General features: G+C 71.0%; 25 protein-coding genes. 15 read left to right on the top strand and 10 right to left on the bottom strand.

What is annotated here, in order from left to right:
- The first annotated feature begins 37 nt into the window (after positions 1–37).
- Positions 38–913 carry a serine/threonine-protein kinase gene (locus Ate02nite_RS43370; RefSeq protein ID WP_203813793.1) on the top strand — a complete coding sequence of 292 codons (876 nt, stop codon included), beginning with the start codon at positions 38–40 and terminating at the stop codon, positions 911–913.
- Between the two features lie 4 nt (positions 914–917).
- Here the strand turns inward: Ate02nite_RS43370 and Ate02nite_RS43365 are convergent, their stop codons facing one another.
- The gene (locus Ate02nite_RS43365; RefSeq protein WP_203813792.1) at positions 918–1,748 is read right to left on the bottom strand and encodes a universal stress protein; all 831 of its coding nucleotides are present in this window, start codon (positions 1,746–1,748) and stop codon (positions 918–920) included.
- Positions 1,745–3,223: an amino acid permease gene (locus Ate02nite_RS43360; RefSeq protein WP_203813791.1), complete on the bottom strand. Its 1,479-nt coding sequence runs from the start codon at positions 3,221–3,223 to the stop codon at positions 1,745–1,747. Before Ate02nite_RS43360 ends, Ate02nite_RS43365 begins: the two co-directional genes overlap by 4 nt.
- A 174-nt stretch (positions 3,224–3,397) precedes the next feature.
- On the opposite strand from Ate02nite_RS43360, the gene Ate02nite_RS43355 reads away from it, so the two are divergent.
- The 7 genes from Ate02nite_RS43355 (at position 3,398) to Ate02nite_RS43325 (ending at position 10,713) form a co-directional block, all read left to right on the top strand.
- Positions 3,398–3,733 (top strand): STAS domain-containing protein, encoded by a 336-nt coding sequence (locus tag Ate02nite_RS43355; protein WP_239148135.1) that lies wholly within the window; start codon positions 3,398–3,400, stop codon positions 3,731–3,733.
- Positions 3,734–3,788: 55 nt separating this feature from the next.
- Positions 3,789–4,523 (top strand): alpha/beta hydrolase, encoded by a 735-nt coding sequence (locus tag Ate02nite_RS43350; protein WP_203813789.1) that lies wholly within the window; start codon positions 3,789–3,791, stop codon positions 4,521–4,523.
- Positions 4,524–4,548: 25 nt separating this feature from the next.
- Positions 4,549–5,784 (top strand): ATP-grasp domain-containing protein, encoded by a 1,236-nt coding sequence (locus tag Ate02nite_RS43345; RefSeq protein WP_203813788.1) that lies wholly within the window; start codon positions 4,549–4,551, stop codon positions 5,782–5,784.
- A gap of 37 nt (positions 5,785–5,821) precedes the next feature.
- Complete coding sequence (locus tag Ate02nite_RS43340; RefSeq protein ID WP_203813787.1) at positions 5,822–6,265, top strand: DUF5990 family protein; 444 nt, start codon at positions 5,822–5,824, stop codon at positions 6,263–6,265.
- The gene (locus Ate02nite_RS43335; protein WP_203813786.1) at positions 6,262–9,231 is read left to right on the top strand and encodes a DEAD/DEAH box helicase; all 2,970 of its coding nucleotides are present in this window, start codon (positions 6,262–6,264) and stop codon (positions 9,229–9,231) included. The genes Ate02nite_RS43340 and Ate02nite_RS43335 overlap by 4 nt, the downstream gene beginning before the upstream one ends.
- Positions 9,224–10,003 (top strand): SWIM zinc finger family protein, encoded by a 780-nt coding sequence (locus Ate02nite_RS43330; RefSeq protein ID WP_239148134.1) that lies wholly within the window; start codon positions 9,224–9,226, stop codon positions 10,001–10,003. Before Ate02nite_RS43335 ends, Ate02nite_RS43330 begins: the two co-directional genes overlap by 8 nt.
- 110 nt (positions 10,004–10,113) lie before the next feature.
- Positions 10,114–10,713: a hypothetical protein gene (locus Ate02nite_RS43325; RefSeq protein WP_203813785.1), complete on the top strand. Its 600-nt coding sequence runs from the start codon at positions 10,114–10,116 to the stop codon at positions 10,711–10,713.
- Positions 10,714–10,772: 59 nt separating this feature from the next.
- Here Ate02nite_RS43325 and Ate02nite_RS43320 read toward each other — a convergent pair whose 3' ends face one another.
- The gene (locus tag Ate02nite_RS43320; protein WP_203813784.1) at positions 10,773–12,194 is read right to left on the bottom strand and encodes an SDR family NAD(P)-dependent oxidoreductase; all 1,422 of its coding nucleotides are present in this window, start codon (positions 12,192–12,194) and stop codon (positions 10,773–10,775) included.
- Between the two features lie 490 nt (positions 12,195–12,684).
- On the bottom strand, positions 12,685–12,978 hold the full coding sequence (locus tag Ate02nite_RS43315; protein WP_203813783.1) for a hypothetical protein: 294 nt from the start codon (positions 12,976–12,978) through the stop codon (positions 12,685–12,687).
- A 378-nt stretch (positions 12,979–13,356) separates the two neighbouring features.
- Between Ate02nite_RS43315 and Ate02nite_RS43310 the strand changes: the two genes are divergently transcribed.
- The 4 genes from Ate02nite_RS43310 (at position 13,357) to Ate02nite_RS43295 (ending at position 16,953) form a co-directional block, all read left to right on the top strand.
- Positions 13,357–13,551: a ferredoxin gene (locus tag Ate02nite_RS43310; RefSeq protein ID WP_239148133.1), complete on the top strand. Its 195-nt coding sequence runs from the start codon at positions 13,357–13,359 to the stop codon at positions 13,549–13,551.
- Between the two features lie 53 nt (positions 13,552–13,604).
- Positions 13,605–14,270 carry a TetR/AcrR family transcriptional regulator gene (locus Ate02nite_RS43305; protein ID WP_203813782.1) on the top strand — a complete coding sequence of 222 codons (666 nt, stop codon included), beginning with the start codon at positions 13,605–13,607 and terminating at the stop codon, positions 14,268–14,270.
- 91 nt (positions 14,271–14,361) lie between these two features.
- Entirely contained in the window at positions 14,362–15,615 is a 1,254-nt protein-coding gene (locus tag Ate02nite_RS43300) for a cellulose-binding domain-containing protein (protein WP_203813781.1), read from the top strand.
- Between the two features lie 42 nt (positions 15,616–15,657).
- Positions 15,658–16,953 carry a mannitol dehydrogenase family protein gene (locus tag Ate02nite_RS43295; protein ID WP_203813780.1) on the top strand — a complete coding sequence of 432 codons (1,296 nt, stop codon included), beginning with the start codon at positions 15,658–15,660 and terminating at the stop codon, positions 16,951–16,953.
- 29 nt (positions 16,954–16,982) lie between these two features.
- On the opposite strand, the gene Ate02nite_RS43290 is transcribed toward Ate02nite_RS43295, so the two are convergent.
- The 3 genes from Ate02nite_RS43290 to Ate02nite_RS43280 form a co-directional block, all read right to left on the bottom strand.
- Positions 16,983–18,158, bottom strand: coding sequence for a cytochrome P450 (locus Ate02nite_RS43290; RefSeq protein ID WP_203813779.1), 1,176 nt, complete (start codon positions 18,156–18,158; stop codon positions 16,983–16,985).
- A gap of 59 nt (positions 18,159–18,217) precedes the next feature.
- The gene (locus Ate02nite_RS43285) at positions 18,218–18,757 is read right to left on the bottom strand and encodes a snapalysin family zinc-dependent metalloprotease (RefSeq protein WP_203813778.1); all 540 of its coding nucleotides are present in this window, start codon (positions 18,755–18,757) and stop codon (positions 18,218–18,220) included.
- Positions 18,758–18,925: 168 nt separating this feature from the next.
- On the bottom strand, positions 18,926–20,239 hold the full coding sequence (locus tag Ate02nite_RS43280) for a radical SAM protein (protein ID WP_203813777.1): 1,314 nt from the start codon (positions 20,237–20,239) through the stop codon (positions 18,926–18,928).
- Positions 20,240–20,327: 88 nt separating this feature from the next.
- On the opposite strand from Ate02nite_RS43280, the gene Ate02nite_RS43275 reads away from it, so the two are divergent.
- Positions 20,328–21,095, top strand: a complete 768-nt coding sequence (locus Ate02nite_RS43275) for a sulfite exporter TauE/SafE family protein (RefSeq protein ID WP_203813776.1) — start codon at positions 20,328–20,330, stop codon at positions 21,093–21,095.
- Between the two features lie 57 nt (positions 21,096–21,152).
- Positions 21,153–22,097, top strand: a complete 945-nt coding sequence (locus tag Ate02nite_RS43270; protein WP_203813775.1) for an aldo/keto reductase — start codon at positions 21,153–21,155, stop codon at positions 22,095–22,097.
- Between the two features lie 84 nt (positions 22,098–22,181).
- On the opposite strand, the gene Ate02nite_RS43265 is transcribed toward Ate02nite_RS43270, so the two are convergent.
- Genes Ate02nite_RS43265 through Ate02nite_RS43255 form a run of 3 tightly spaced genes read right to left on the bottom strand, consistent with a single transcriptional unit; the run spans position 22,182 to position 24,078 of the window.
- A complete protein-coding gene (locus Ate02nite_RS43265) occupies positions 22,182–23,057 on the bottom strand; it encodes an LLM class flavin-dependent oxidoreductase (protein WP_203813774.1) in 876 nt (291 codons plus the stop codon).
- A 9-nt stretch (positions 23,058–23,066) separates the two neighbouring features.
- Entirely contained in the window at positions 23,067–23,882 is an 816-nt protein-coding gene (locus Ate02nite_RS43260) for a helix-turn-helix transcriptional regulator (protein WP_203813773.1), read from the bottom strand.
- Entirely contained in the window at positions 23,875–24,078 is a 204-nt protein-coding gene (locus tag Ate02nite_RS43255) for a hypothetical protein (protein WP_203813772.1), read from the bottom strand. Before Ate02nite_RS43255 ends, Ate02nite_RS43260 begins: the two co-directional genes overlap by 8 nt.
- 179 nt (positions 24,079–24,257) lie before the next feature.
- Here Ate02nite_RS43255 and Ate02nite_RS43250 point away from each other — a divergent pair, with 179 nt between their 5' ends.
- The gene (locus Ate02nite_RS43250) at positions 24,258–24,974 is read left to right on the top strand and encodes an SDR family oxidoreductase (protein WP_203813771.1); all 717 of its coding nucleotides are present in this window, start codon (positions 24,258–24,260) and stop codon (positions 24,972–24,974) included.
- The last annotated feature ends 140 nt before the right edge of the window (positions 24,975–25,114 follow it).

The following is a 25,114-nucleotide window of genomic DNA, read 5'->3' as shown; positions in this document are numbered from 1 at the left end:
CGTTTGTGCTCGATCTCGGGCGGGTACGGGGCGGCTCATGCGGACACTGGGTGGGCGGTACCAGCTCGTTCGGCGCATCGGCGTCGGCGGGATGTCCGAGGTGTGGTGCGGCCATGACGAGGTTCTCGATCGGCCGGTGGCGGTGAAGGTGATGGCGCCACACCAGCAGACCACAGCCGACATCGTGCAGCGGGAGGCCCGCAGTGCGGCCCGGCTCGCGCACCCGAACGTGGCCGGCGTGCACGACTTCGGAACCTCGGCCGAGCAGCCGTACATCGTGATGGAGCTGGTCGAGGGGCGCACCCTCAGCGAGCACCTGGCGACCGGGCCGCTCGACTGGCGGATCGCGGTGCGGATCTGCGCCGAGGTGGCCGCCGGGCTGGCCGCCGCGCACGGCGAGAACGTGGTGCACCGCGACATCAAGCCGGGCAACATCATGCTCACCCCGTCCGGCGCGAAGGTGCTCGACTTCGGCATCGCCGCCGCGATCGGCGAGGCCGACGAGGACCCGGACGGGCCGGTGATGGGCACCCCGGCGTACGTGGCGCCGGAACGGTTCGCCGGGCACCCGGCCACCGCGGCCAGCGACATGTTCGGCCTCGGCACCCTGCTCTACCAGTGCCTGAGCGGACGGCTGCCGTGGCTGCGGGCCACCCCCACCGAGCTGGTGCACGCCGAATGTCACGACGACCCGGACCCGTTGCCGGACATCGACGGCCTGCCCGGCGAGGTGGTCGACCTGCTGTCCCGCTGCCTGGCCAAGAACCCGGCCGAGCGGCCCACCGCGCTGGTCGCGGCGCTGCTGCTGGCCGAGGCCGTCGACGCCCGGGTGTACGTGCCGATCAGTGACCTGGAACCGGTGCCGGTGTCGCCCCGCTGGATCGACGAGCCGACCGGGCGACACCGGGCCTAGTTCTCTAGCCGCTGCGCGGGACCACCACCACCGGGCGGCGGGCCCGGCGCAGCAGCCGGGTGGACACGCCGCCGAGCAGCACCCGGCGGGCCGGGCCGTAACCGCGCGAGCCGCAGAACAGCACGTCCACCTCGTCCAGCCCGGCCAGGGTGTCGACCACGTCGCCGCTGATGATCCGCCAATCCGCCTCCACCTCGGGCACGCTGCGCGCCGCGGTGGCCAGCGAGTGCTCGTAGGTCTCCCGGGCGGTCTCGTGGAACACCCGCTCGGCGTCGTGCAGGAACGGCAACGGGCTGCGGCCCTCGGCGACCACCGTGTAGAGCCGCAGCCTCGCGCCGGCGCCCGCGGCCAGCCTCGCCGCCTCCTGCAGGGCGGCCCGCCCGTCCGGGGTGTCCACGTACGCCACACCGATCAGCCCCAGCGTGCCGGGCTGCTCGACCAGATCGCCGGGGACGACCGCGACCGGGCAGGCGTTGCCGGACAGCAGCCGTTCCGCGGTGCTGCCCAGTGCCTCCTGCCCGGAACCGATCACCACCAGGGCGGCGCCGGTCTGCTCGGCCAGGTCGTGCAGGCCGTGGGCGGCTGACGAGGACGCGACCAGGCGGTATTCGATGCTTCCGGTCTCGGGCAGGGACTCCCTGGCCTCGTCGAGCACCTGCTGGGCGGCCCGATGGCGGTCGGCCACCCACTCGGCGTCGACCCGGCCCGAGCCGAGCGCGGCCGGGGCCGGGTGCACCACCGCGACGATCAGCGGCACGCCGAGCGTCTCGGCGGTCCACCGGCCCAGGGTCAGCGCGCCCGGGCCGGGTGCGCCCGCGATCACCGGGCCGCTCATGGCTGGTTCTCCTCGGGATCCTTGTCCGAATCCGGGTCCTTGGCCCAGGCCGGGGTGCTCTGCGGCTCGGTGCGCAGTCGCGAGTTGCGGTAGCCGTAGAGCACGTAGATCACGATGCCGAGGACCAGCCACACGCCGAACCGCATCCAGGTCTCCCAGGGCAGGTCGCTCATCAGGTAGAGCGCGAACAGCACGCCGATGATCGGCAGCACCGGCGACCACGGCACCCGGTACGGCCGCGGCATCTCCGGCCGGGTCCGGCGCAGGATGATCACACCGATGTTGACCAGCACGAACGCGAACAGCGTGCCGATGTTGACCAGCTCCACGATGGTGCCCAGCGGCACCAGCGCGGCCAGGATCGCGATCAGCACGCCGAGGCCGATGGTGAGCCGGGCCGGCGTGCCGTACCGCTGGTTGACCGTGGCCAGCCGCCTCGGCATCAGGCCGTCGCGGCACATGGCGAAGAAGATGCGGGTCTGGCCGTAGAAGATGACAAGCACGACGCTGGTGATCGCGACGACCGCGCCGAGCGCCAGGATGCCGGCCGCCCAGCTGATGCCGGCGCCCTGGTCGAGCGCGGCGGCCAGCGGAGCGTCGCTGCCCTTCATCTGGTCGGGTGTGGCGATGCCGATCGCGCCGACCGCGGTGAGCACGTAGAACAGCGTGCAGATGCCCAGCGAGGCGAGGATGGCGATGGGCAGGTCCCGGCCCGGCTTCTTGGCCTCCTCACTGCCGGTGGAGACCGCGTCGAAGCCGATGTACGCGAAGAAGATGATCGCCGCGGCCGCGGTCACCCCGTCCACCCCGTCCGGCGCGAACGGCTTGAAGTTGCCGGTGCCGAAGTTCGCGAACGCCACCACCAGGAAGAAGATGAGTACGGCCAGCTTGATCACGACCATCACCAGGTTGGCGCGGGCGCTTTCGGTGACGCCCCGGACCAGCAGGAGCGTGATCGCCAGGACGATGAAGACGGCCGGCAGGTTGAACACGCCGCCCTCGGAGGGGCTCTTGGCGATCGCATCCGGCAGCTGATAGCCGAACGCGGCGTCCAGGAACGCGTTCAGGTTGCCGCCCCAGCCGACCGCGATGCCGGCCACCGAGACGCCGTATTCCAGGATCAGGTCCCAGCCGATGATCCAGGCGACGATCTCGCCCAGCGTCGCGTACGTGTAGGTGTATGCGCTGCCGGATACCGGGATGGACGAGGCCAGCTCGGCGTAGGACAGCGCGGAGAACGCGCAGGCCACCGCGGCCAGGACGAAGGAGAGGATGACGGCCGGACCGGCGATGCCGGCGCCCTTGCCGATCACCACGAAGATGCCGGTGCCGATGATCGCGCCCACACCCATGGCGGTCAGCTGGACCACGCCGACCGACTTCTTCAGCCCCTGACCTTCCTCGGCCGTCTCGGAGATCAGCGATCGGACGTCCCGGATGGCGAAGATCCCGGGTTTTCCTGATGTCGTTGCCACCGCCCACCACCTTGGCTTGATTGGCGACTACCGATCTCACTCTGTGCACGGTCGTGGATACTCCGCAAGTCGAGAGTGGTACCGAAACTCCTGGCTGCCTGCGAGGCGTCCGATCGTCGTTGTACGGTGTGGCGAACGGGCAGGATGCGGAGGTCGGTGATGGGCGAGGCGGTGATGACCACGCGCACCCAGGCCGACGGGGCGATCGTGGTGGACGTCCGCGGCAGCCTCGACGCCGCCACCGTGGACGCGTTGCGCGAGTCCCTGCTCGGCACGCTGGCCCGGGAACGCCCGATAACCCTCATCGTCGACCTGACGTTCGTGGTCTTCATGGACTCGATGGGCATCGGTGCCCTGGTCACCGGCTACCACGCGGCCCGCGAGACGGGCACCCGGTTCGTGCTGCGCAATCCCAGCGAGTTCGTGCACCGCCAGCTGCGAGTCACCGGCCTGGCCGAGATGTTCGGGCTGCCGCCGGCCTCGCCGTCGGCCCAGTCGTTCACCGGTTGACACTGGCTGATCGCGATAGCGCGCGGGCCGGGCCTCCGGCGGTTAATGTTCGGACATGGAACGGGTGGCGGAGGCTGACTGGCGTCATCTGCCCCGTGCCGACGGGGACTGGCAGGACGTGCGGCTGCCGGCGCCGGTGCTGCGGGTCGAGCTGACCGCCCGGGTGTGGTCCCCGGCCGTGCCCACCGACCGGGTGCTCGTCGCGCACGACGGGCCCGACTACGACCAGCACGCCTTCCTGGGCCAGTTCGTGGCCGCGATGGTGGCGGCCGGGCGGGTCGAGCCGTTCCGCCTGGTGCTGCTGCCGGCCGGTGACCGCCTGGAGTGGTACGCGGCCAACCCGGCCTACGCGAAAGCCCTGACCGCCGAGATCCTGCCGCGCGTCGCCGACGACCGGCCGGTGGTCGGGATCGGGGCCAGCCTCGGTGCCCTCGCCATGCTGCACGCCCAGCGCCACGACCCGACCCGGTTCGCCGGGCTGTTCCTGCAGTCCGGCAGCTTCTTCCAGCACCGTTACGACTCGCAGGAATCGGGTTTCGCCCGCTACCAGCGGATCATCCGGTTCGTCTCCGCGGTGCGCCGGGCCTCGTCGGGCCCCGCGGTGCCGGCCGTGCTCACCTGCGGCACCGTCGAGGAAAACCTGGCCAACAACCGAAGCATGGCCGACGCCCTGCGAGGGCAGGGATACGACGTGGCCTTCGCAGAGAACCGCGAGGGGCACAACTGGACCAACTGGCGGGACGCCCTCGATCCGCATCTGACCACGCTGCTGCGGCGGGTGTGGTCGTAACTCTCGAATCCCCGGGGAGGACGACGTGGCCGACGTCGAGCACACCATCGGACTGTTGCTGGGCACCGAGGACGACTGGCCCCGGGCCTACGAGGCGCTGCTGCGCCGGCTCGGGATCGTCACCGGGCCGGACGGGCGCACCCACCGGGCCGTCACCGAGCGGGTCACCATCGAACCGTTCAACCTGCGTGACAAACCGCGGCACGACCTGGTCATCGACCGGCTCGCGTACTGGTACTACCACCCCCGCGAGTGGCTCAAGAAGATCTCGCTGATGGACGACGTGTACCTGCTGAACAGCCCGTTCACGTTCCAGTCGATGGAGAAGCACGCCGCGTACTGCGCGATGATGCGGCTCGGGCTCAAGGTGCCGGAGACGGTCCTGGTGCCGTACAAGAACCCGCTCGACAACAGTCGCTACGCGTACACCGCGGCCCGCTACAACAAGGAGTTCGACCTGGACGCGGCGGCCGCGCAGGTGGGATATCCGCTCTACATGAAGCCGTACGACGGTGGCGCCTGGGTCGGTGTCTCCAAGATCCGGAACTCGGACGAGCTGCACGCCGCCTACGACGCTTCCGGCGAGCGGCTCATGCACCTGCAGGCCGCCGTCGAGAACTACGACGTGTTCGCCCGCTCGCTGACCATCGGGCCGGAGACGATGGTGATGAAGTTCCGCCCCGAGCAGCCGATGCACGCCCGCTACGAGGTCGACCACGGGTTCCTCACCGCCGACGTCGGGCACGAGGTGGTGACCATCTCGCGGCTGGTCAACGCGTTCTTCCGATGGGAATTCAACAGCTGCGAGTCATTGGTACGGGGCACCGACGTGCACCCGATCGACTACGCCAACGCCTGTCCCGACGTCGCGGTCACCTCGCTGCACTACTACTTCCCGTGGGCGATGTCGGCGCTGCTGCGCTGGACGGTGTTCTGCGTGGTCACCGGCCGCAAACCGCGGCTCGACACCGACACGTCGCGCTATTTCGCCATCGGCGACGACCCATCCCTGTCGTACGCCGAGAAGCTGGGGGAGTACCGGCGGCTCGCCGACGAGTACTTCGAGACCGAGAAGTACGAGGAGTTCTGCGAGAAGCACCTGCGCAACGTGGACGCGATCGTCTACGAGTGGGTGACCTCGGAGGAGTTCCGGTCGCTGCTGCGCGAGACGGTCCGGGCCACCTACCCGGTGCACGAGCACGAGAAGTTCCTCGCACACTTCGGCGGGTTGATCGACGCCTGGGTGCGGGATCACTCCTGAGGCGTTTTTGTCGTAGGCCCGGCCTAGAGTCGGTCGGGTGCGGATCCGGATCGAGGGACAGGATCTGCCGGGGAGCCGTTCGGGCCCGGCAGCCGATGAGTTGCGCCTGCGTAACGTGCATGTCGGGGTGCAGCGGAAGTCGGCGGTCGTGTCCTGGGTGCCGGCCTCGGCGCCGTCGGCGGTCTGGGATCTCGACGTCGACGCCCGCGAGGTCGACGAGCTGCTCGACGTCGGCGGGCCGTTCGTGCACGGCCGGCCGGGGGCGCGGTTCCTCTATCTGAGCTGGGGAAACGTCGACGGTTCTACGTTCGTGATGTTCCGGCGGGCCAAACTGATGTTTTCGGACATTCCGACCGCGTTGCTGCGGGCGGCTTTCGAGTCGGACGCGGTTTTAGGTGGCACGCTGGGTTTGACCGACTCCTTTGGTGACCCGCGCTGTGCCCGGGTCCGGCCGCCCGACATCGTCTGGGCCGTGCGATGAGCACCTCGCTGGTCCAGGCGTCGGTCCGGGTTCTCCACGGGCTCGTCGCGCGCGACGGGGCGCTGGTGCTGTGGGCCGAGTCGGATAAATCCGATTCTTCGATTATCCGGGGCGGGCATCCTTTCGCGCTTCCGGAGTCGCGGCTGCCGGCCGGGTCGGCGCGCGGGCCGGCGACCGTGATGCTGCCCTCGACCAGCGCCGGGCCGATGCCGTCGCCGCAGCTCGGGCTCCCGCCCCGGCGTGGCACACCCCGGCTGCGGCCGTGGCTGGTGCCGGTCGTCGAGGTGCCGTTCGTCGACGACGAGCTGGCCGACGAGTTCGACGGGCGGCTCGGGCCGTCGGTGGCCTGGCTGATCGAGCTGTGCGAGTTCGCCGCCGACCTGGTGCGGCGGGGCCGGGTGCTGCCGGCGGTGCTCCCCGGCGGGCCGGTCGCCCGGTGGCGGCCGGTGCTCACCGGCTTCGACGCCGTGCACCACGCCGACCTGCAGCGCCGCATGCCCCCGGCCTGCCGGGCCGAACGCGCCCGGCCCGGTGACGTGGCCGGGCTGCCCGCCGCCGATACCCTCGCCGCCGCGCTGAACCGCCTGGTCGACGGCCTGGTCCGCACCCGCCTCGCCCTGGCCGGCGTGCAGATCGGCGACGGCTGGCTGGCCGCCCTTACCGGCTTCGACGCGGAGTTCACCGCGGCCCCGGCGCTCGCCGACGACCTCGCCGACCGGCTCGACGCCTGGCACGCCGACGCGCGATCCGGCGCGGCCGTGCGACTGTGCTTCCGGCTCAGCCACCTGACCGAGCTGGAGGAGGAACCGGACGCCACCGACCAGGGTCCGCGGCCGCCCGGCCGGGACGTCTGGTTGCTGGAATTCCTGCTCCAGGCGGTCGACGAACCCAGCGCCCTGGTCACCGCGGCCGACATCTGGCGCGACGAGTACGCCCCGCTGCGCCGCTGGACCCGGCACCCGCAGGAACGCCTGCTCGGTGGCCTCGGCCGGGCCGCCCGGCTCTACCCCGACCTGCAGGCCGCGCTGCGGGTGCCGCGGCCGATCGACATGGTCCTCGACACCGCCGAGGCACACACCTTCCTCAGCCACGCCGCGATGCTCGAGGAAGCCGGCTACGGCGTGCTGCTGCCCACCTGGTGGCGCCAGCGGCAGAGCCTCGGACTCGCCCTCGAGCTGCGCGAACGCGACCCGGTCGCGCCGGTGCTGCGCGACCAGGCCGCCGACCTCGCCCACCTGGTCGACTACCAGTGGGGGCTGGCCCTGGGCGGGCGGCCGCTCACCGAGACCGAGTTGACCGACCTGGCCCGGGCCAAGGTGCCGCTGGTCCGGCTGCGTGGGCAGTGGGTCCACCTCGACCCCGAACGCCTGGCCGCCGGGCTCACCTTCCTGGAACGCGGCGGCGGGTCGATGACCGCCGGGAACGCGCTGCGGATGATCCGGCTGCTGCCGCCCGAGGAACTGCCGATGCCGGTCACCGCGGTCGGCGGCAAGGGCTGGCTGGCCGACCTGCTCGGCGGGGACCTCGACCAGAACCTCGAACTGCTGCCACCGCCGCCGGGTCTGCGGGGCGAGCTCCGGCCGTACCAGATCCGGGGTTTCTCCTGGCTCTCGTTCCTCGACTCGCTCGGGCTGGGCGCCTGCCTCGCCGATGACATGGGCCTCGGCAAGACCGTGCAGCTGCTCACCCTGCTGCTGCACCGCCGGTCCGGGCCGGCGCTGCTGATCTGCCCGCTGTCGGTGCTCGGCAACTGGCAGCGGGAGGCGGCCCGGTTCGCGCCGTCGCTGACCGTCCGGGTCCTGCACGGCGCCTCGCAACCGTCGTTCGAGGGCGCTGATCTGCTGCTCACCACCTATGCGACCGCGCTGCGGATGGCCGACGACCTGGCCGCGTTCACCTGGGACCGGGTGGTGCTCGACGAGGCGCAGCACGTCAAGAACAGCGCCGGGGCGATGGCCAAGGCGGTGCGCCGGTTCCCGGCGCGGACGAGGATCGCCCTGACGGGTACGCCGGTGGAGAACCGGCTCGCCGAGTTGTGGTCGATCCTCGACTTCGTCAACCCGGGGCTGCTCGCGTCGGCGCACACCTTCCGGGCCCGGTTCGCCGTCCCGATCGAGCGCTACGCCGACGAGGAGGCCGCGGCCCGGCTGCGCACCGCCACCCGGCCGTTCCTGCTGCGCCGGGTCAAGTCCGACCCGGCCGTCATCACCGACCTGCCCGACAAGCGGCACGTCCGGCACCTGTGCGGGCTCACCACCGAACAGGCCACGCTCTACCAGGCGATCCTCCAGGACATGACGACCCGGCTGACCGAGAGCACCGACAAGTGGAACAAGGGCATCGTGCTGGCCGCGATGACCAAGCTCAAACAGGCGTGCGTGCACCCGGCGCTGCTGCTCGGCGACGGTTCGCCGCTGCCCGGCCGGTCCGGCAAGCTGGAACGCCTGGAGGAGATCGTCGACGGCGCGCTCGCCGACGGGGAGAGCGTGCTCTGCTTCACCCAGTTCGCCAAGTTCGGGGCCATGCTCACGCCGCACCTCGCGGCCCGGTTCGGTGTGCCGGTCCGCTTCCTGCACGGCGGCACCACCCGGGCCGAGCGCGACGACCTGGTCGCCGCCTTCCAGGAGGACCAGCGGCCCGGCGTCTTCGTGCTGTCGTTGAAGGCCGGCGGCACCGGGCTCAACCTGACCGCCGCCAACCACGTCGTGCACGTCGACCGGTGGTGGAACCCGGCCACCGAGGCGCAGGCCACCGACCGGGCGTTCCGGATCGGACAGCGCCGCGACGTCCAGGTGCACACCCTGGTCTGCCTGGGCACCCTCGAGGAACGCATCGACCGGATGCTTGTCGACAAGGGTGTGCTCGCGTCGCGGGTCGTCGGCAACGGTGAGGCCTGGCTGACCGCGCTCGACACCGTCGAGCTCCGCGCTCTGCTGCGACTGGAACCGGAGGCCGTCGTTGACTGACTCCGGCATGGCGATCGAGTTCCTCGGCACCTTCGAGTCGCTGCGGATGGGGCCGACCTTCGCCCGCGGCCGGCGCGACGAGCGCGCCGGGCACGTCCGGCAGCTGACCATCTCCGGCAGCCTGGTGGTGGCGCTCGTTCGCGGGCCGGAAGACGCGACGGCGTTCCGGGCGCGGATCGCGGTGCGGTCGTTCGGCGCCTCCGAGTGGGCCCGGGTCGAACAGGACCTGGTCACCGAGGCTCGGTACGCGGCCGACCTGCTCGGCGGGCGGATGCCGGCCGGGATCGGTGCGGTGTTCGCGGCGGCCGGGCTCAGCCTGGTGCCGCTGTCGCTGGACGAGGTCGCGATGGACTGCGGCTGCGAGCGGTGGCCGATGCCCTGCGTGCACCTGGCGGCGACCTGTTACGCCCTCGCCCGGTCGTTCGAGGAGGACCCGTTCGGCGTTTTCGCGTGGCGCGGCCGGTCCCGGGACGAGCTGTTGCTGCATCTGCGAGAACTGCGCGCTGCCGCTATTCCGAAATCAGCAAATTCTTCAGCTGATTCCGAAGTTTATTCGGCCAATGATTCGGAGATCCCTTCGGGTGACCTTGGCGATCCGGCCGATTTCTGGGGCGATCAATCAGCGCCGATTGCGCCGATTGGCGGGCGCCCCGGGGCGGTGACCAGGCCGGATGCGCTTCTGGATCAACTGGATCCGCCGCGCATAACACAACAGGGCCGCCCGATTGTCGACCTTCTGCGTCCGGCGTACCGCGCAATGCCTGATGCATAATCCGAGTCAATTCTTCCACCATCGGGTTACACGTAGCGAAATCAGCCCTTGACTTTCGGCGCACGTGTTCTCCTTGTCAGGACATTTCGTTTGTCAGGAGAAGGTGTGACATGAACCGATTTACCCGGATTCTCACCATGGCCGGCCTCGGGCTGGTGACGGGCGTGACGATGGCGGCCGGACCGGCGATGGCGTCGACCAGCAGCGACCAGGGCGCCTCGAAGTCCGGTTCCAACGCCAACGAGAACCGCCGCAACGGCGACCGGCTCGTCAAGGTGTTCCGCACGTGGAGTGCCTGTGACCGCGCCGGCGAGTACGGCGAGGACAGGGGTTACTGGGAGGACTACGACTGCCAGCGCATCGGCGGCTTCAGTGGCCGTCGGGGCTTCGCTCTGGTCGTGGACTACGACAACTGGGGCCACGGCTGGAGCGGCAACTTCCCGAGCAGCTGGGGTAACTCCTGGCGCCCGTACCCGGGCAACTGGGGCCCCGGCTGGGGTGGCGGTAGCTGGGGCGGCGGCGGCTGGGGTGGCGGCGGCTGGGGTGGCGGCGGCTGGGGCGGCGGCATTCGCCCGCCGTTCGGCGGCGGCATCCGTCCGCCGTTCGGCGGCGGCGTCCGTCCGCCGTTCGTTGCTCCGACCGGCGTTGGTGCCGGCACCGCGGGACAGTTCGGCGGCGCGCCGGGCGTGGGAACCACTCCCACCCGCTAGAACCATCTCGTAACGGCAAGTCGAGCCGCACTCCCGCATCGGGGGTGCGGCTCGCACCGTTACCAGGCGACCGGGGCGTAGTCCTTGAGGAAGCAGCCGTAGACGTCCTCGCCGGCCTCGCCGCGCACGATCGGGTCGTAGACCCGGGCCGCGCCGTCGACCAGGTCGAGGGGGGCGTGGAACCCCTCCTCGTGCAGCCGCATCTTGGTCGGATGCGGGCGCTCGTCGGTGATCCAGCCGGTGTCGACGCTGGTCATCAGGATGCCGTCGGCGAACATGTCGACGCCGCTGGTGCGGGTCAGCATGTTCAGCGCGGCCTTCGCCATGTTGGTGTGCGGATGCCCGGCACCCTTGTAGCCGCGGGCGAAGATGCCCTCCATGGCCGACACGTTCACCACGTACCGGCGCGGGAACTTCGACGCCTTCATCGCTTCGCGCAGGCGGCTGACCAGCACGAACGGCGCCGTCACGTTGCACAGCTGCACTTCCAGCAGCTCCAGCGGGTCGACCTCGTGGACCCGGTCGCTCCAGCTGTTGGTCGGCGTCGTGTCCGGCACCAGGCCGCCGGCGTCGATCGCCACCGAGCGGGCGGTCAGCGCCATCTCGGTGATCTGCTGCGGGGTCAGCACCGTGCCACCCGTGGTGAGAACGGCCGCGGGGGAGGCGCCGGCGGTCCCGAAGTACTCCAACTCCGGCATGGGCCCGTCCGGCAACGCCTCCTTCTCGGCGGCCGCGATCGCCGAGTACGACCCGGGCGTACGCCGTACCGTCTGGGCTGCGTTGTTGATCAGAATGTCCAGCGGCCCGCGGGCCGCCACCGAATCGGCCAGCGCGACCACCTGCGCGGGATCGCGCAGATCCAGCCCGACCACCCGCAGCCGGTGCAGCCAGTCGCCGCTGTCCGGCATCGCCGTGAAGCGGCGGACCGCATCGTGCGGGAAGCGCGTGGTGATCGTCAGATCCGCGCCGTCGCGCAGCAGCCGCAGCGCGATGTACATGCCGATCTTGGCCCGCCCGCCGGTGAGCAGCGCCCGGCGCCCGGTCAGATCGGTGCGGGCGTCCCGTTTCGCGTGGTTCGTGGCCGCACAGTTCGGGCAGAGCTGGTGGTAGAACGCGTCCACCACGGTGAAGCGCTGCTTGCACACGTAACAGCCGCGCGCCTGCCGCAGCACCCCCGCGGTGGCGCCCCGGGTGCTGGACTTCAGCGGGATGCCCGCGGTCTCGTCGTCGATCCGGCCCGGCGCGCCGGTCGCGGTCGACTCGGTGACCTCCCGGTCGGCCGACAGGATCGCGTCCCGGCGCTCCCGGCGGCGCTGCATCTTGGCCGTTTTGAACAGCCCGGCCGTGGCCCGGCGGACGGCGACCGCGTCCGGGTGCTCGGGCGGAAGCTGCTCCACCTCGGCCATCACGGTCAGGCAGACCGCCAGCCGTTCCGGGTCCACTCCGCCGGTGCCGGCCGTTCCCGCGTCCCCGCCCGTCATCCCCTGCTCTTCCCTCTCGCCACACCAAACCCACCGAAGACTGTACTGAGCCGTACTCATCGGCCGGGCGGTCCCCGCCCAAAGCGTTCCGGTCCGGCTCTGTCGGCGGGTGGTCCCGGGCCGGCTCTTGTTGCCGGGCAAGGACTCGGGGTGGGGGCGGATTGCCTATTCCGGCGGCCGCGAATTTCCGGGAATTCAGCATCGAGGATGCAGAAACCGCGAATACTTGATCGTCGCGGTGCAATTTCGTAAACGTCGATATCGCCGGCCGAGGGTGCGCTTTCCGGTGCTGCCTTGTTGGTTCGGCCTTGCCTGGCGGGGGTTGGGCCTGGGGCCGGAGTGGCGGCTCCGGCGGTCCGAGCGTTTCGCCCTTCGGTGGCGGCCGGTCGTCGGTGACGTCGGCCGGTGGGCGGGCCGGGAGCGCCGAGGGGATATCGCTCCGGCTTCGGCGGCGTGAGCCGGGGATCTCACGCCGTGCGGTGGCCGGCCGTCAGCGGGCGGCCACCCGTGCGACCAGGCGGGGACGGGTGGCCCGGCGCGCATTCATGCGCTTGGGGACGATCTCGATGCGGGGCTCGCGTTGCGGGTCGAGCTGGCTCATCGAGGACACGACGATGACGGTGGCCAAACCGTCCTTCAACATCTGCAGGGCGGCGTTCCAATCGCCGCAGATCAGACCGGCCACGTCGTAGCGCATGGATGCGCAGTAGTCGAGGCATCGCGCCGCATGGACGTCGAACCTCTCCGTCTGCACGAAAATTACCGCATTGGGCACCGTGACCATCTCCCTCACCCGGGTCGCCTCTGCGTGAGCGCAATCACCTAATCGTGTTGCGCGCAAGTTGCACAACGGCCGATCCGGACAGCACCGGTCCGCCAATCCCGCCGATCGACCGCCATCTGTCGTATTTGGACCACCCGTCCGGGCATAATCGCGAAACTGTCGGCTACCTGACTGCTGGCCGCTCGATAATTCGATCTCGGAAATGTCGGCACGGGATCTTGACTCTCCCCCCGGGGGAAGGCCGAGGCTTGTTCCACGGGAGACGGTGACATCCGGTGATAGTGAGTAGTGACTCATCTTGCTCGGAGGGGAGCGGCTTATTGACGAGCTTCGTGATGACCGGCAGTGTTGGGGCGTTCGCCCATTGTGGAGATGCCGATGAAGATCGCCGTGGACACCAGCCTCTGCATCGGGTCGGGGACCTGTGCGCTCACCGCGCCCGGCGTCTTCGATCAGGACCTGGATGAGGCGGTGGTGGTCGTGCTCGACAGTTCGCCGCCGGAGTCGGAACGGGACGCGGTCGAGCTCGCGGTCAAGAGCTGTCCGGCCGCGGTGATCCAGCTACTCAAATGAGAGTGCGCGGTAACCGTTCGCATTCATCCAGGGACTTCGATAGGTTCGTGGTCATGGCGCATGCGGGGGAGACCGAGATCTCGCTGGTTCTCAGGGCGGCGGAGATGTTCGGGCGGGACGGCTATGCGACCACCTCGCTCGATGAGGTCGCCAAGGCTGCGGGGCTGAGCCGGGGCGCGGTCTATCACCACTTCGGAAGCAAGGCGACGCTCTTCCGGTACGCGCTGATCCACCAGGAGCGGCGGCTGGCCGAGCGGTTCGTGGCGGCCTCGTCGGTCCGGGTCGGGTGGGACGCGGTGCGGGCCGGCTGTGCGGTGGTGCTAGACGCCTATCTCGATCCGGGCGTGCGGCGCATCCTGCTCATCGACGGGCCCGCGGTGCTGGGGTGGCGTGAGGTCCGCTCGATCGAGGACGGATTCGTCGGCGAGCTGCTCCGGCGCGGCCTCCAGCGAGCCGCCGAGGAGCGAGCCACCGAGGAGCGGGTGACCGAGGAGCGGGTGACCGAGGGGCGGGTGACCGAGGGGCGGGTGACCGGGCCGCCGGCCGCCGACGAGCGGGGTGCCGGGGAGCGGGACGTCGAGGCTCGGCTGTCGGTGTTGCGGGGTGCGCTGGCTGAGGCGGGGCTGCTGCTGGCCCGCGATGAGGACTCGCTGCCCGCGCTGACTCGGGAGATCGAGCTGTTGATCAGTGTGTATGAGCGGAACCCGGTGCGCGCATAGCTTTTCATCTCCTCGAAACAAAACTACAGTCGTCGATGTATGGGAGCGCTCCCAACGCTCCGTTCCCCCAAACATCCCCATGGGAGTACCGATGCGCCGACGAGGAATTGCTCTGGTGGTGTCCGGCCTGGTGGCCGGCGCCGGGATGATCGTGGCGGGGGCCTCGGCCGCCACCGCGGCCACCGCCTGTGCCGTCACCTACACGGCCAACTCGTGGTCCAACGGCTTCACCGCCGACGTGAAGGTGACGAACAACGGGGCGGCCGTCTCGTCCTGGACCGTCACCTGGTCGTTCGCCGGCGACCAGCGGGTCACCAACGCCTGGAACGCCACCGTCACCCAGGCCGGCACCGCGGTCAGTGCCGCCTCGGTGGCCTGGAACGGCAGCCTCGCCACCGGGGCGTCGACCAGTTTCGGGTTCCAGGGCACCTACTCGGGCACCAACGCGACGCCGGCCTCGTTCGCCCTCAACGGCGCGGCGTGCGGGCCGCAGACCACGCCGACCACGACCGCCCCGACCACGACGGCCCCGACCACGGCACCCACGACGACGCCGACCACGGCACCCACGACCAGCCCGACGACGGCCCCGACCACGAGCCCGACCACGGCGCCGACGACCGCCCCGACCACCAGCCCGACGACTCCGCCGACGGAGAACTGTGTGGCCACGGCGGTCTGTGACGGGTTCGAGCAGCAGACCGGGACGGCGCCGGGTGGGAACTGGGCGGTCACCTACCCGGACTGCTCGGGGGCCGGCACCGCCACGATCGACAAGACGGCGGCGCACTCGGGTGGCACCTCACTCAAGGTCAGCGGGGCCGAGGGCTACTGCAACCACGTCTTCGTGCGGAACACCGCGATTCTCGCTACGACGAGCAACGTCTGGTACGTGCGGTACTGGGTTCGGCACACCACCGCCCTGCCGGCCTCGCACGTCACCGCGGTCGCCCTGACCGACGCCAACGACGGGGGCAAGGACCTGCGGTTCGGCGGGCAGAACGGCGCCCTCCAGTTCAACCGGGCCTCCGACGACGCGACGCTGCCGGAGCAGAGCCCGGCCGGGGTCGCGCTCTCCGCGCCGCTGCCGGTGAACACCTGGAACTGCGTCGAGTTCAAGGTGGACGGGCGGGACGGCACCATGGAGACCTGGCTCAACGGGACGTCCGTGCCCGGTCTGCTGGAGGACGGCGTGGCGACCCACGACATCGACAGCCAGTGGCTCAACAAGACCTGGCGGCCCGCTCTCACCGACCTCAAACTCGGGTGGGAGAGCTACGGGCAGGGGGCCGACACCCTCTGGTACGACGACGTGGCGGTGAGCGCGATGCGCAACGGCTGCTGAGTTTGGTTGCCGGGGCGGCGGGCGGAACCCACGATGGAAACCATGCGGATCGTGCACCTGGGCCTCGGGAACTTCTTCCGGGCGCACCAGGCCTGGTACACGTCGGTCGCCCCGGATGCCGGTGACTGGTCGATCGCGGCGTTCACCGGCCGGTCACCGGAGGCGGCCCGGCAACTGGCCGCCCAACATGGGCGATACACCCTGCTGGTACGCGGGCCGGAACACGATGAGGCGCAGGTCATCGGTTCGGTGCGGGCGGCGTACCCGGCGGATGACCACCAGGCGTGGCGGGACCACCTGGCCGCACCACGCACCGGCCTGGTGACGTTGACCGTGACCGAGGCGGCCTACCTGCGGGCGCCCGGCGGCGGCCTGGACGAGAGCCGGGCCGCCGCCGACGTCGCCGGGTGGCTGCGCGGCGACCCGGCGCGCAGCGTGCCGGGGCGGCTGATGGCGGGGCTGGCCGAGCGGCGGTTGTTCGGCGGGGGACCGATTGCGATCGTGTCGTGCGACAACCTGCCGGGCAACGGGGAGGCGACCGCGCGGGTGGTTCTCGACTTCGCCACGCTCGCCGAGCCGGCCCTGGTGCCGTGGATCCGGGACAACGTCGCGTTCGTGACCACCATGGTCGACCGGATCACCCCGCGAACGACCGCCGCGGACGTACAGGTCGCGGCCTCGCTGACCGGTTTCGACGATGCGGTGCCGGTGGTCACCGAGCCGTACACCGAATGGGTCCTGGACGGCGTCTTCCCGGCCGGCCGCCCGGCCTGGGAGGCCGGCGGAGCGCGGTTCGTCTCCGACATCACCGCGCACGAGCAGCGGAAACTCTTGCTGCTCAACGGTGGTCACTCGCTTCTGGCGTACGCCGGGAGCGCTCGCGGGCATGTGACCGTCGCCGACGCGGTGGCGGATCCGGAGTGCCGGGCCTGGCTGGAGCAGTGGTGGGACGAGGCGGCCCGGTACGTGCCGTTGGCGCCGGGGGAGATCGCCGCCTACCGGGCGGCGTTGCTGACCCGGTTCGGCAACACGCGGATCCGGCACACGCTCGCCCAGATCGCCGCGGACGGTTCGCAGAAGATCCCGATCCGGGTGGTGCCGGTGCTGCGGGCCGAGGTCGCCGCGGGCCGGCTACCGGTCGGCGCGATCCGGATCCTGGCCGCCTGGATCGACCACCTGCGCGGACTCGGCGCCCCGGTCGACGACGCGGGCGCGGGGCCGTTCGCGTCGCGGGCGGGGAGCGTCCGTGACGTGCTCGCGCTCTTAGCCCCCGACCTGGCCGCCGACGAGGCCCTGGTCTCCGCCGTCGGCAAAGCAACTCACGAGGGCACCTGGTAGCCCGCCGCCCGCAGCCGGGCGGGTCGCCCTCAGCCCGACTGGGTTGTCAGGTTGACGGCGGTGAAGGCCCGAAGCACGAACGTCGGGCGGTGGACCGGGTCGGTGGCCAGGACCAGCGTCGGGCTGTGGTCCAGCAACGCAGACAGGGCGGCCTGCAGCTCGATGCGGGCCAGCGGGGCGCCCAGGCAGAAGTGCAGGCCGGCGCCGAAGCCCAGGTGGGGGTTCGGGTCGCGGGTGATGTCGAAGCGGCCGGGGTCGGCGAACACGGCGGGGTCGTGGTTGGCCGCGCCGAGCAGGGCGGCGATCTCGCCGCCTTCCGGGATGGTCACGCCGCCGATCGTCACGGGAGCCGCCGCGGTGCGCACGAACAGGTGCAGCGGCGGGTCGTAGCGGATCATCTCCTCGATCGCGGCCGGGACCAGGGAGCGGTCGTCGCGCAGGCGGGCCAGCTGGTCGGGGTGGTGCAGCAGGGCGACCACGCCGCCGCCCAGGGCGTTCACCGAGGCCTCGTGACCGGCGTTGAGCAGCAGGATCGCGGACGCCACCAGCTCGTCGCCGGAGAGGCGGTCGGAGCCGTCGCGCACCGCGGCCAGGTGGCTGATCAGGTCGTTCTCGGGGCGGGCGGTGCGCTCGGCGGCCAGGGCGCGGATGTAGTCGGCGAACTCCTGGCAGGCGGCCAGGGCCTCCCGCTCGGCTTCGGGAGTGCGGGACACCTCGTACATCCGCACGATCGCGGCCGACCACGGGCGCAGCCGGTGCCGGTCGGCGGCGGGGACGCCCAGCAGCTCGGCGATCACCGTGACGGCGAGCGGCTCGGCCAGGTCGGTCAGCAGGTCGAAGGGGTCGCCGGCGGCGGCCAGCAGGGACGCGGCCGAGGCGGCGACGGCGGGGCGCAGGCGTTCCACGTGGCCGCGGCCGAACGCCTTCGCCACCAGGGTGCGCAGCCGGGTGTGGTCGGGTGGTTCGTTCTCCATCATCTGGTTGCGGTGCAGCATGTTGAACGGCGCCCACCACTCGGACGGCTCGCGGTCCTGCCAGAAACGCCCCAGCCGCCGGTCGCGCAGCACCGCGCCGGCGGTGGCGTGGCTCGCCGCCAGCCACTTGCCGGTCGGCTCGTGCCAGCTCACCGCGGCGTGTTCGCGCAGGCGGGCCAGCGCCGGGTAGGGGTCGCGGATGAAGTCCGGGTCCTCGAAGTCGATCACCACTTGGACCACGGTAGTGCCGGCCGGGCGCGCTGCTTCCGGCGCGCGCCCGGCCGGGGTCGTCACGCGGCGGAGCCCACCCAGACGTACGTCTGCGGGGCGACCGTCACCGAGGTGCGGAACAGGCGCTCGACGGCGGCCTTCTCGGCGGCGCTCGGGACCGCGTTCTTGCAGGCCACCGGGGCGCTACTGCCGGACATCAGGTCGGTGCAGAGGCCGGTGCGGTTGTCCGGCAGGCCGAGGATGTGGCCGAACTCGTGGGCCGCGATCCGGGGTGGGTAGTAGCCGTCGACCACCGCCTCGCGGCCCATGTACCAGCGGCCGTTGCCCAGCGACGTCGAGTAGGTGCGCGGCCAGCCGTTGTCGGCGTAGACCCGGATGTTCGGGGTGCGGCCCGCGGGGACCGGCTGCAGCTGCACGTTGGCGACCGCGCTGTTCCAGATCTGGGCGCCTTGGTTGACCACCGCGATGAACTCCTGCGCCTGGCTGGCGTCGTAGTACAGGATTCGCGCGGCGGCCTGCGCGGGGGTGGCCGCGACGACCTGAACACCGGCCAGTGCGAGCGCGGCGACCAGTGCGGCCGCCCACCTTCGTAGAAGCATCGTTGTCCTCCAGGGTGGTCGGAATGTCTGTCCGCCACCCTAGAGAGACAAAGAAGATCATCGATTTAGTACGGGCATATCACTTGCCCTCTCACGTGCGTGCGATGCCACGCCTCCGCGAGCTTCCCGGGACGGCCACCCTGCGGTTGGGGCGGCCGTCACGCGTACCTATGGGATGGGGTTTGGTTCTAGGGTGTCCATGAACGAACTCACCGAGAAGACCGCGTTGCCGGGGCCGGGCGGGCCGTAGCCGGGCGGGCTGGACAGGCCGTTCGCCTCCATCACCGCGCGGTAGGTCTGCAGCAGCCGCACGTGGTATTCCAGCGGCGCGCCCGCCGGGTTCATCTTGCCGAGCGGCGTGGTCGGCTCCGGGCACCAGGTGGTGAAGCGGGGCGTGATGCCGCGGGACATGAAGTATTGGAGGCCCTCGGCGGTCGAGTCGATGGCTTCGCTGATGCTGGTGAAGCCGAACGGCGCGGCCATCTCGATGCCGGCCACGAAGTTCGGGATGACGTTGCGCGGGCCGAACACCTCGGCCGACTCGAGGATGCGGCGGTGCCACTCCTCGCGGCCGACGTAACGCTCCTTGCCGGGGCAGTAGCGCTCGAACAGATATTTGTCCCACACCTCGTAGTTCGGGTGGTAGATCTGGATCCCGTAGTCCTTGAAGCGCTGCACGTCCTCGCGCGGGAGCGCCTGGGCGACCACCTTGCCGATCCAGCGGCCGGGGAAACGCTCCTCGATCGCCTGCGCGTAACGCCCGTAGAAGTCGGCCTCGGCCAGCCCGTCGACCTTGCGGGTGATGCTGCCGCCGGTGAGGGTGTAGGCCGTGGAGGTGCGCGCCGTGTCGTACTTGTCGATGATCGCGAGCGCTTCGAGCACCTCGTCGACCGGCTTCACGGCGGTGTAGGGGCGCCCGGCCGCCTTGTTCTGGCGGTAATTGTGGTTGATGTCGCAGTACTGGCACTCTTCGGTCGCACCGAAGTACTGGCAGAGGCGGTACGCCGTCAGATAGATCAGATAGCCCCACTGGATGGTCGGGGCGACCTCCATGACCTGCTTGCCGTTCTCGAGGGTGTGCCGGTAGTACTCCGGCATCGGCGGGAGGCCGACCTCGGCGATCTCACGGTCCTCGAGGTAGAGCTTCAGGCGGCCGTCCGCGTCGGCCTTCACCCGGTACGGCGAATCGGGATTTGTCCGGACCGACACCACCGTGCGCCGCAACTCGTACGGCCCGCCGGTGAGCACGATCTCCTCCGGCGGCCGGCGCAGCGCGGCGGTGCCCAGCTCGGGCAGGGTGCGGTGGTCGAACGAGAAGATGAAGTACGACTTCGGCTTGACGTCGCCGCCCTCGTTGTCGGACAACGCCGAGTCGTCGAAGGCGAGCCCGCCGCGCAGCAGGTCTTCCTTGATGACCGCTTCCCGCGGCACGCTCGGGAAGCGGCCCATCAGGTCTTCGACCAGATCGGTGCGCGATTGCATACGCCCTCCGGAACTAATGGTTGGATCAGGTTTCCCACAATAACTTCGCTGTGCCGAACCGCCGGTCGCGATGGATGAGAGGTCCGTCATGAACTCGGTGGTTGCCGGCTTCCTCGCCGGTCTGGTCATCTCGGTCGTGACCTCGCCGGTCGGTGTCTCCGGGGCGGTGTTTCTGCTGCCGGTCCAGCTCAGCGTGCTGCATGTGCCCAGCCCGGCGGTCACCCCGACCAACCTGCTGTTCAACGTCGTGTCCGGGCCGGGGGCGCTGGCCCGGTATCGGCGTAATGGGCAGTTCGGTGGGCCGCTCGTTCGGCTGCTGATCGCCGGGACCCTCCCGGGAGTGATCCTCGGAGCGGTCATCCGGGTGTTCTTCATCCCGGGACCGCAGGTCTTCCGGGTGGTGGCGGGGGCGGTTCTGTTGCCGCTCGGGGTCTGGTTGTGTGCCCGTGCGCTGCGGCCCGGAGAGTCTGATCGGCCGGCGCTGTCCCGGCGTGTCGTGCTCGGGCTGAGCGTGGCTACCGGGGCGGTCGGCGGGGTTTACGGCATCGGCGGTGGGTCGATCCTCGGGCCCTTGCTGGCCGGGCGGGGGATTCCGATGGCTCAGCTCGCGCCGGCCGCGCTGGCCGCCACCTTTGTCACGTCTCTCGTGGGGGCCGGGACCTATGGCGTGCTCGCGCTGACCACGGCGGGGGACATCGCGCCGCACTGGGTGCTCGGGCTGTCCTGCGGGGTGGGCGGGCTGGTCGGGGGTTATCTGGGGGCCCGGCTGCAGCCCTATCTGCCCGAGCGGAAGTTGCGGCTGCTCCTCGGGGTGCTGGCCATGGGGGTGGCGGTGCTTTATCTGCTCCGGGCTTGAGGTGGTGTGCGCTCCAGCTTTTACGGTGGTTCGTAGGAGCTAGGGAAGGAATCCACTGTGGAACTCAGGGACTTCGGGCGGCTTGGCCGGATCAGCGCGCTCACCCTCGGTGGCGGCGGGATCGCCGGGGTGTGGGGGCGGACCGATCGGGCCGAGGCCATCGCGACCGTGCACGCGGCCGTCGACGCCGGCGTCACGATGCTCGACCTGGCGCCCAGCTACGGGGTGGACGCCGAGTCGGAGCTGGCGGTGGGGGAGGCGCTGCGGCAGCGGCCCGCCGACCACGTGCTGATCACCTCCAAGGTGCAGTTGGAGGTCGACGGGGATGACTTCGCCGGGCGGATGCGGAGCAGCCTGCGGGCCAGCCTCGACCGGATCGGGCGCGACCACCTCGACCTGTTCCTGCTGCACACGCAGCTGCAGCCGGTCGACGGCGCGCAGGTGCCACGGAACCTGCGGTGGCGGGACTACCGCGACTCGGTGGTGCCGGAGTTCGAGCGGCTGCGCGACGCCGGGCTGATCCGGGCGTGGGGGATCACGGCGGTCGGGCACCCGGAGAGCACGCTCGCGGCGCTGCGGGAGGCGCCGCGGCCGGACGCGGGGCAGGTCGTGGTGAACGCCCTTGACATGGCCGGGGACATCTTCCCGTGGGGTGACGTGCCGTCCGCCAATCACGAGATCCGGCAGGTCGCGAACGACAACGGGGTGGCGGTGATCGGGATCCGGGCGGTGGCGGCTGGGTCGTTGACCTCGGCGCTTGATCGGGAGGTCCCGCCGGAGCACCCGGCGGCGGTCGACTTCGCGCGGGCCGAGCCGTTCCGGAAGCTGGCCGCGGAGATGGGGGAGACGCCGGCCGCGCTCGCGCACCGTTATGCGCTCAGCGTGCCGGGCGTGGCGACCGTCGTGCTCGGCGTGAAGAACCGTTCGGAACTGGCCGAATGCCTTGCCGCCGAGGCGCGCGGGCCGCTCACCGACGAGGAGATGCGGGCGATTGCCGGTTGATCGCACGGGGGCCTCGCCTTTTGGCGCGCATTCGCGGGGCCGGAGGCGAGGCCCCTGCGGCCCGTTGGTCTGGCGCGCCGGCCGTCAGGCGTTGACCAGATCTCGGATGACGTCCATGGCGCGCAGACGGTCCGTGCCCTTGCCCAGGAGGTCGTCCGGGATGATCAACTCGTCCAGGCCGATCGCGCGGTACTCCGCGAACGCGTCGGCCAGCGCCGCGCGGGAACCGCCGATCACCGGTGGGCGCCCGCCGGTGTCCGGGAGGTCGCCGTCCAGGACGACCAGGGCCTGCGCCGTGCGTTCGATGGACGCCGGGTCGCGGCCGATGGCGGCGCAGCGCTGGTCGAGCACCGCCGACTTGTGGGCGATCAGGGCCGGCAGACCCCAACAATTCCACATGTCCGCATATTTCGCGACAATGCCGAGCATGCGTTTCTCACCCTTGCCGCCGATCAGGATCGGCAGCGGGGACTGGATCGGCTTGGGCTCACTCACCGCGTCCACCAACTGGTAGTACTTGCCGTTCAGCGTGGTGCGCGGCTGCCGCAGCAGGCCGGTCATGACCTGCAGCGCCTCCTCGAACTGGTCGAGCAACGGGCCGGGCGGGGGCAGCTCGATCCCGTACTCCCGGTGTTCGGTCTTCTGCCAGCCGGCCCCGACCCCGAGGATGAACCGGCCGCCGCTGATGTGGTCGACGGTCGCGGCCATGTTGGCCAGCACCGCCGGGTGCCGGTAGGTGTTCCCGTACACCAGCGTGCCGATCCGCACCCGCGGGATCAGCGCGCCGAGCGCCGCCACCAGCGAACCGGCCTCGAGCATCGGTGATTCCATGTCGTCGCCGTCCGGCATGAAGTGGTCGGCCATGTAGACCGTGTCCCACCCGCTGTCGGCGGCGTGCCGCGACACCTCGATGATCTCCGAGTATGGCTGTTCGGCCCCGGGCCAGATCGCGATCCGCATGATCGGAGCCTACGACCGCACGGCCAGCGAGAGTAGAGCGAGGGCATCGGCGGACGGCGATCCCGGCACGGCCTGGAAGACCACCAGCCGCTGTCCGTCTGCGACGGTCAGAACTTCGGAATTCAAATCCAGGCGGCCCACGGCCGGGTGCTGAAACGAGCGCTGGGTGCCGCTTTTGACGCGTACGTCGTAATGCGCCCACAAATCCGCGAACTCCCCGCTCACCGCGACCAGCTCCTCGACTATCGCCGCGGTCTGCTCGGGCGGAGCCGTCCGCAGATGCGCCACGCAGTCCTCGGCCATCCGCCGCCAGGGCGACACGACGGTCCGCGCGGCTGGGTGCCGGAAGATGTAGCGAACGATGTTGCGCCGCCCGCGGGGCCACTCGGCGAGCCCGTCCAGCAGGGCGAGCCCTTCCGGGTTCTCGGCCAGGATGTCGCTGCCCGGCGTAAGCACGAAGGCCGGCGCCGGCCGCACGGTCTCCAGCAGCTGCCGCAGCCCCGGCCGCGCGACCACCGGAGCCGGCCGGCCCGGCCCGCGCCGGTTCGGCCCTCGCCGCGGTTCGGCGAGCCGGCGCAGGTGATCCCGCTCGTCGTCGTCGAGCCGCAGCGCCCCGGCGAGCGCGTCGAGCACCGCCGCGCTCGGATTACCGTCCCGCCCCTGCTCGAGCCGGATGTAGTAGTCGACGCTGACCCCGGCCACGGCGGCCAGTTCCTCACGCCGGAGCCCGGGTGTCTGCCGCCGCCCGTTCCCGGCGGGGAGCCCGACGTCCCCCGGCGCGACCCGCCCACGCCGGCTGCGCAAGAATTGCCCCAGCTCACTCATGACCCGTGCCGCCCGCGCTAGCCGTGCCGCCCGCGCTAACCGCGACGGCCGCGAGGGCCGGGCCGCCCGCGCTAACCGCGACGGCCGGGCTGGCCGCGCTAGCCGTGCCGCCCGCGACGGCCGTGCCGCCCGCGACGGCCGTGCCGCCCGCGACGGCCGTGCCGCCCGCGACGGCGATCGGGCGCAGGCTCGTCATGTTGACTGAATCAACATTGACGCAAGGCCTACGTGTTGACGTGTTGATGTCGTGTTGACGGTCAACATGAGGAGTCACCGGTCGAGTCTCTCACCAGGGCCGGATCTGCGGCCTGGCCCTGCGAGGGCCAGGCCCGGCGCGGCCTTCCCGGCCGAGGCGACCGGAACCACGCTGGGAGCATGCAGAACGAACGAGTGCTCATCATCGGCGGCGGCTCCGGCATGGGGCTGGCGCTCGCCCGGCAGCTTCTCGACGCGGGGAGCGAGGTGACCATCGCCGGCCGGTCGGCGGACCGGCTCGCCGCGGCGGCCCGCGAGCTCGGCGACCCGAAGCAGCTGACCACCAGCACGGTGGACATCGCCGACGAGGACGGCGTGCGGGACCTGACCGCCGCCGAGCGCGACCACGTCGTGGTCACCGCGGCCGACGCGGCCGGCTCCTACCACCCGATTCGCGACTTCCCGCTGGCCGACGCCCAGAACGTCCTGGCGACCAAGGTGCTCGGCCCCTGGCTGGTCGCCAAGCACGCGGCGCCGCACCTGCGCGCCGGCGGTTCGATCACCTTCACCTCGGGGGTGGCCGCCTACCGGCCCGGCCCGGGTTCATCGGTGCTGGCCACGGCGAACGGCGCGCTGGAGTCCTTGGCCCGCACGCTGGCGATCGAGCTGGCTCCGATCCGGGTCAACGTCGTCTCGCCCGGCTGGGTCGACACCGAGATCTGGGACACCCTGGCCGGCCCGGCCAAGAACGAACGCCTGGCCGCGATGGCCGCAAAACTCCCGGCCGGCCGGGTAGGCCACCCCGACGACATCGCCGCCGCCTTCCGCGCAGCGATGACCAACGGCTTCATGACCGGAACCGTCCTGCACGTCGACGGCGGCCACCGCCTGGTCTGACGGCCGCCGTCAGCGCGGCCGGGTGGGCACAGCGACCGCGTCCGCCAACGCGGTGGTGCGGGCACAGCGACGGCGTCCCCCGACGCGGCCGGGTGGGCACAGCGACTGCGTCTCCCAGCGCGGCCGGGTGGGCACAGCGA

Source organism: Paractinoplanes tereljensis, assembly GCF_016862435.1.
Lineage (GTDB): Bacteria > Actinomycetota > Actinomycetes > Mycobacteriales > Micromonosporaceae > Actinoplanes > Actinoplanes tereljensis.
The sequence above is the reverse complement of the archived record's forward strand: the minus strand, read 5'-3'. Positions and strand labels throughout refer to the sequence as shown.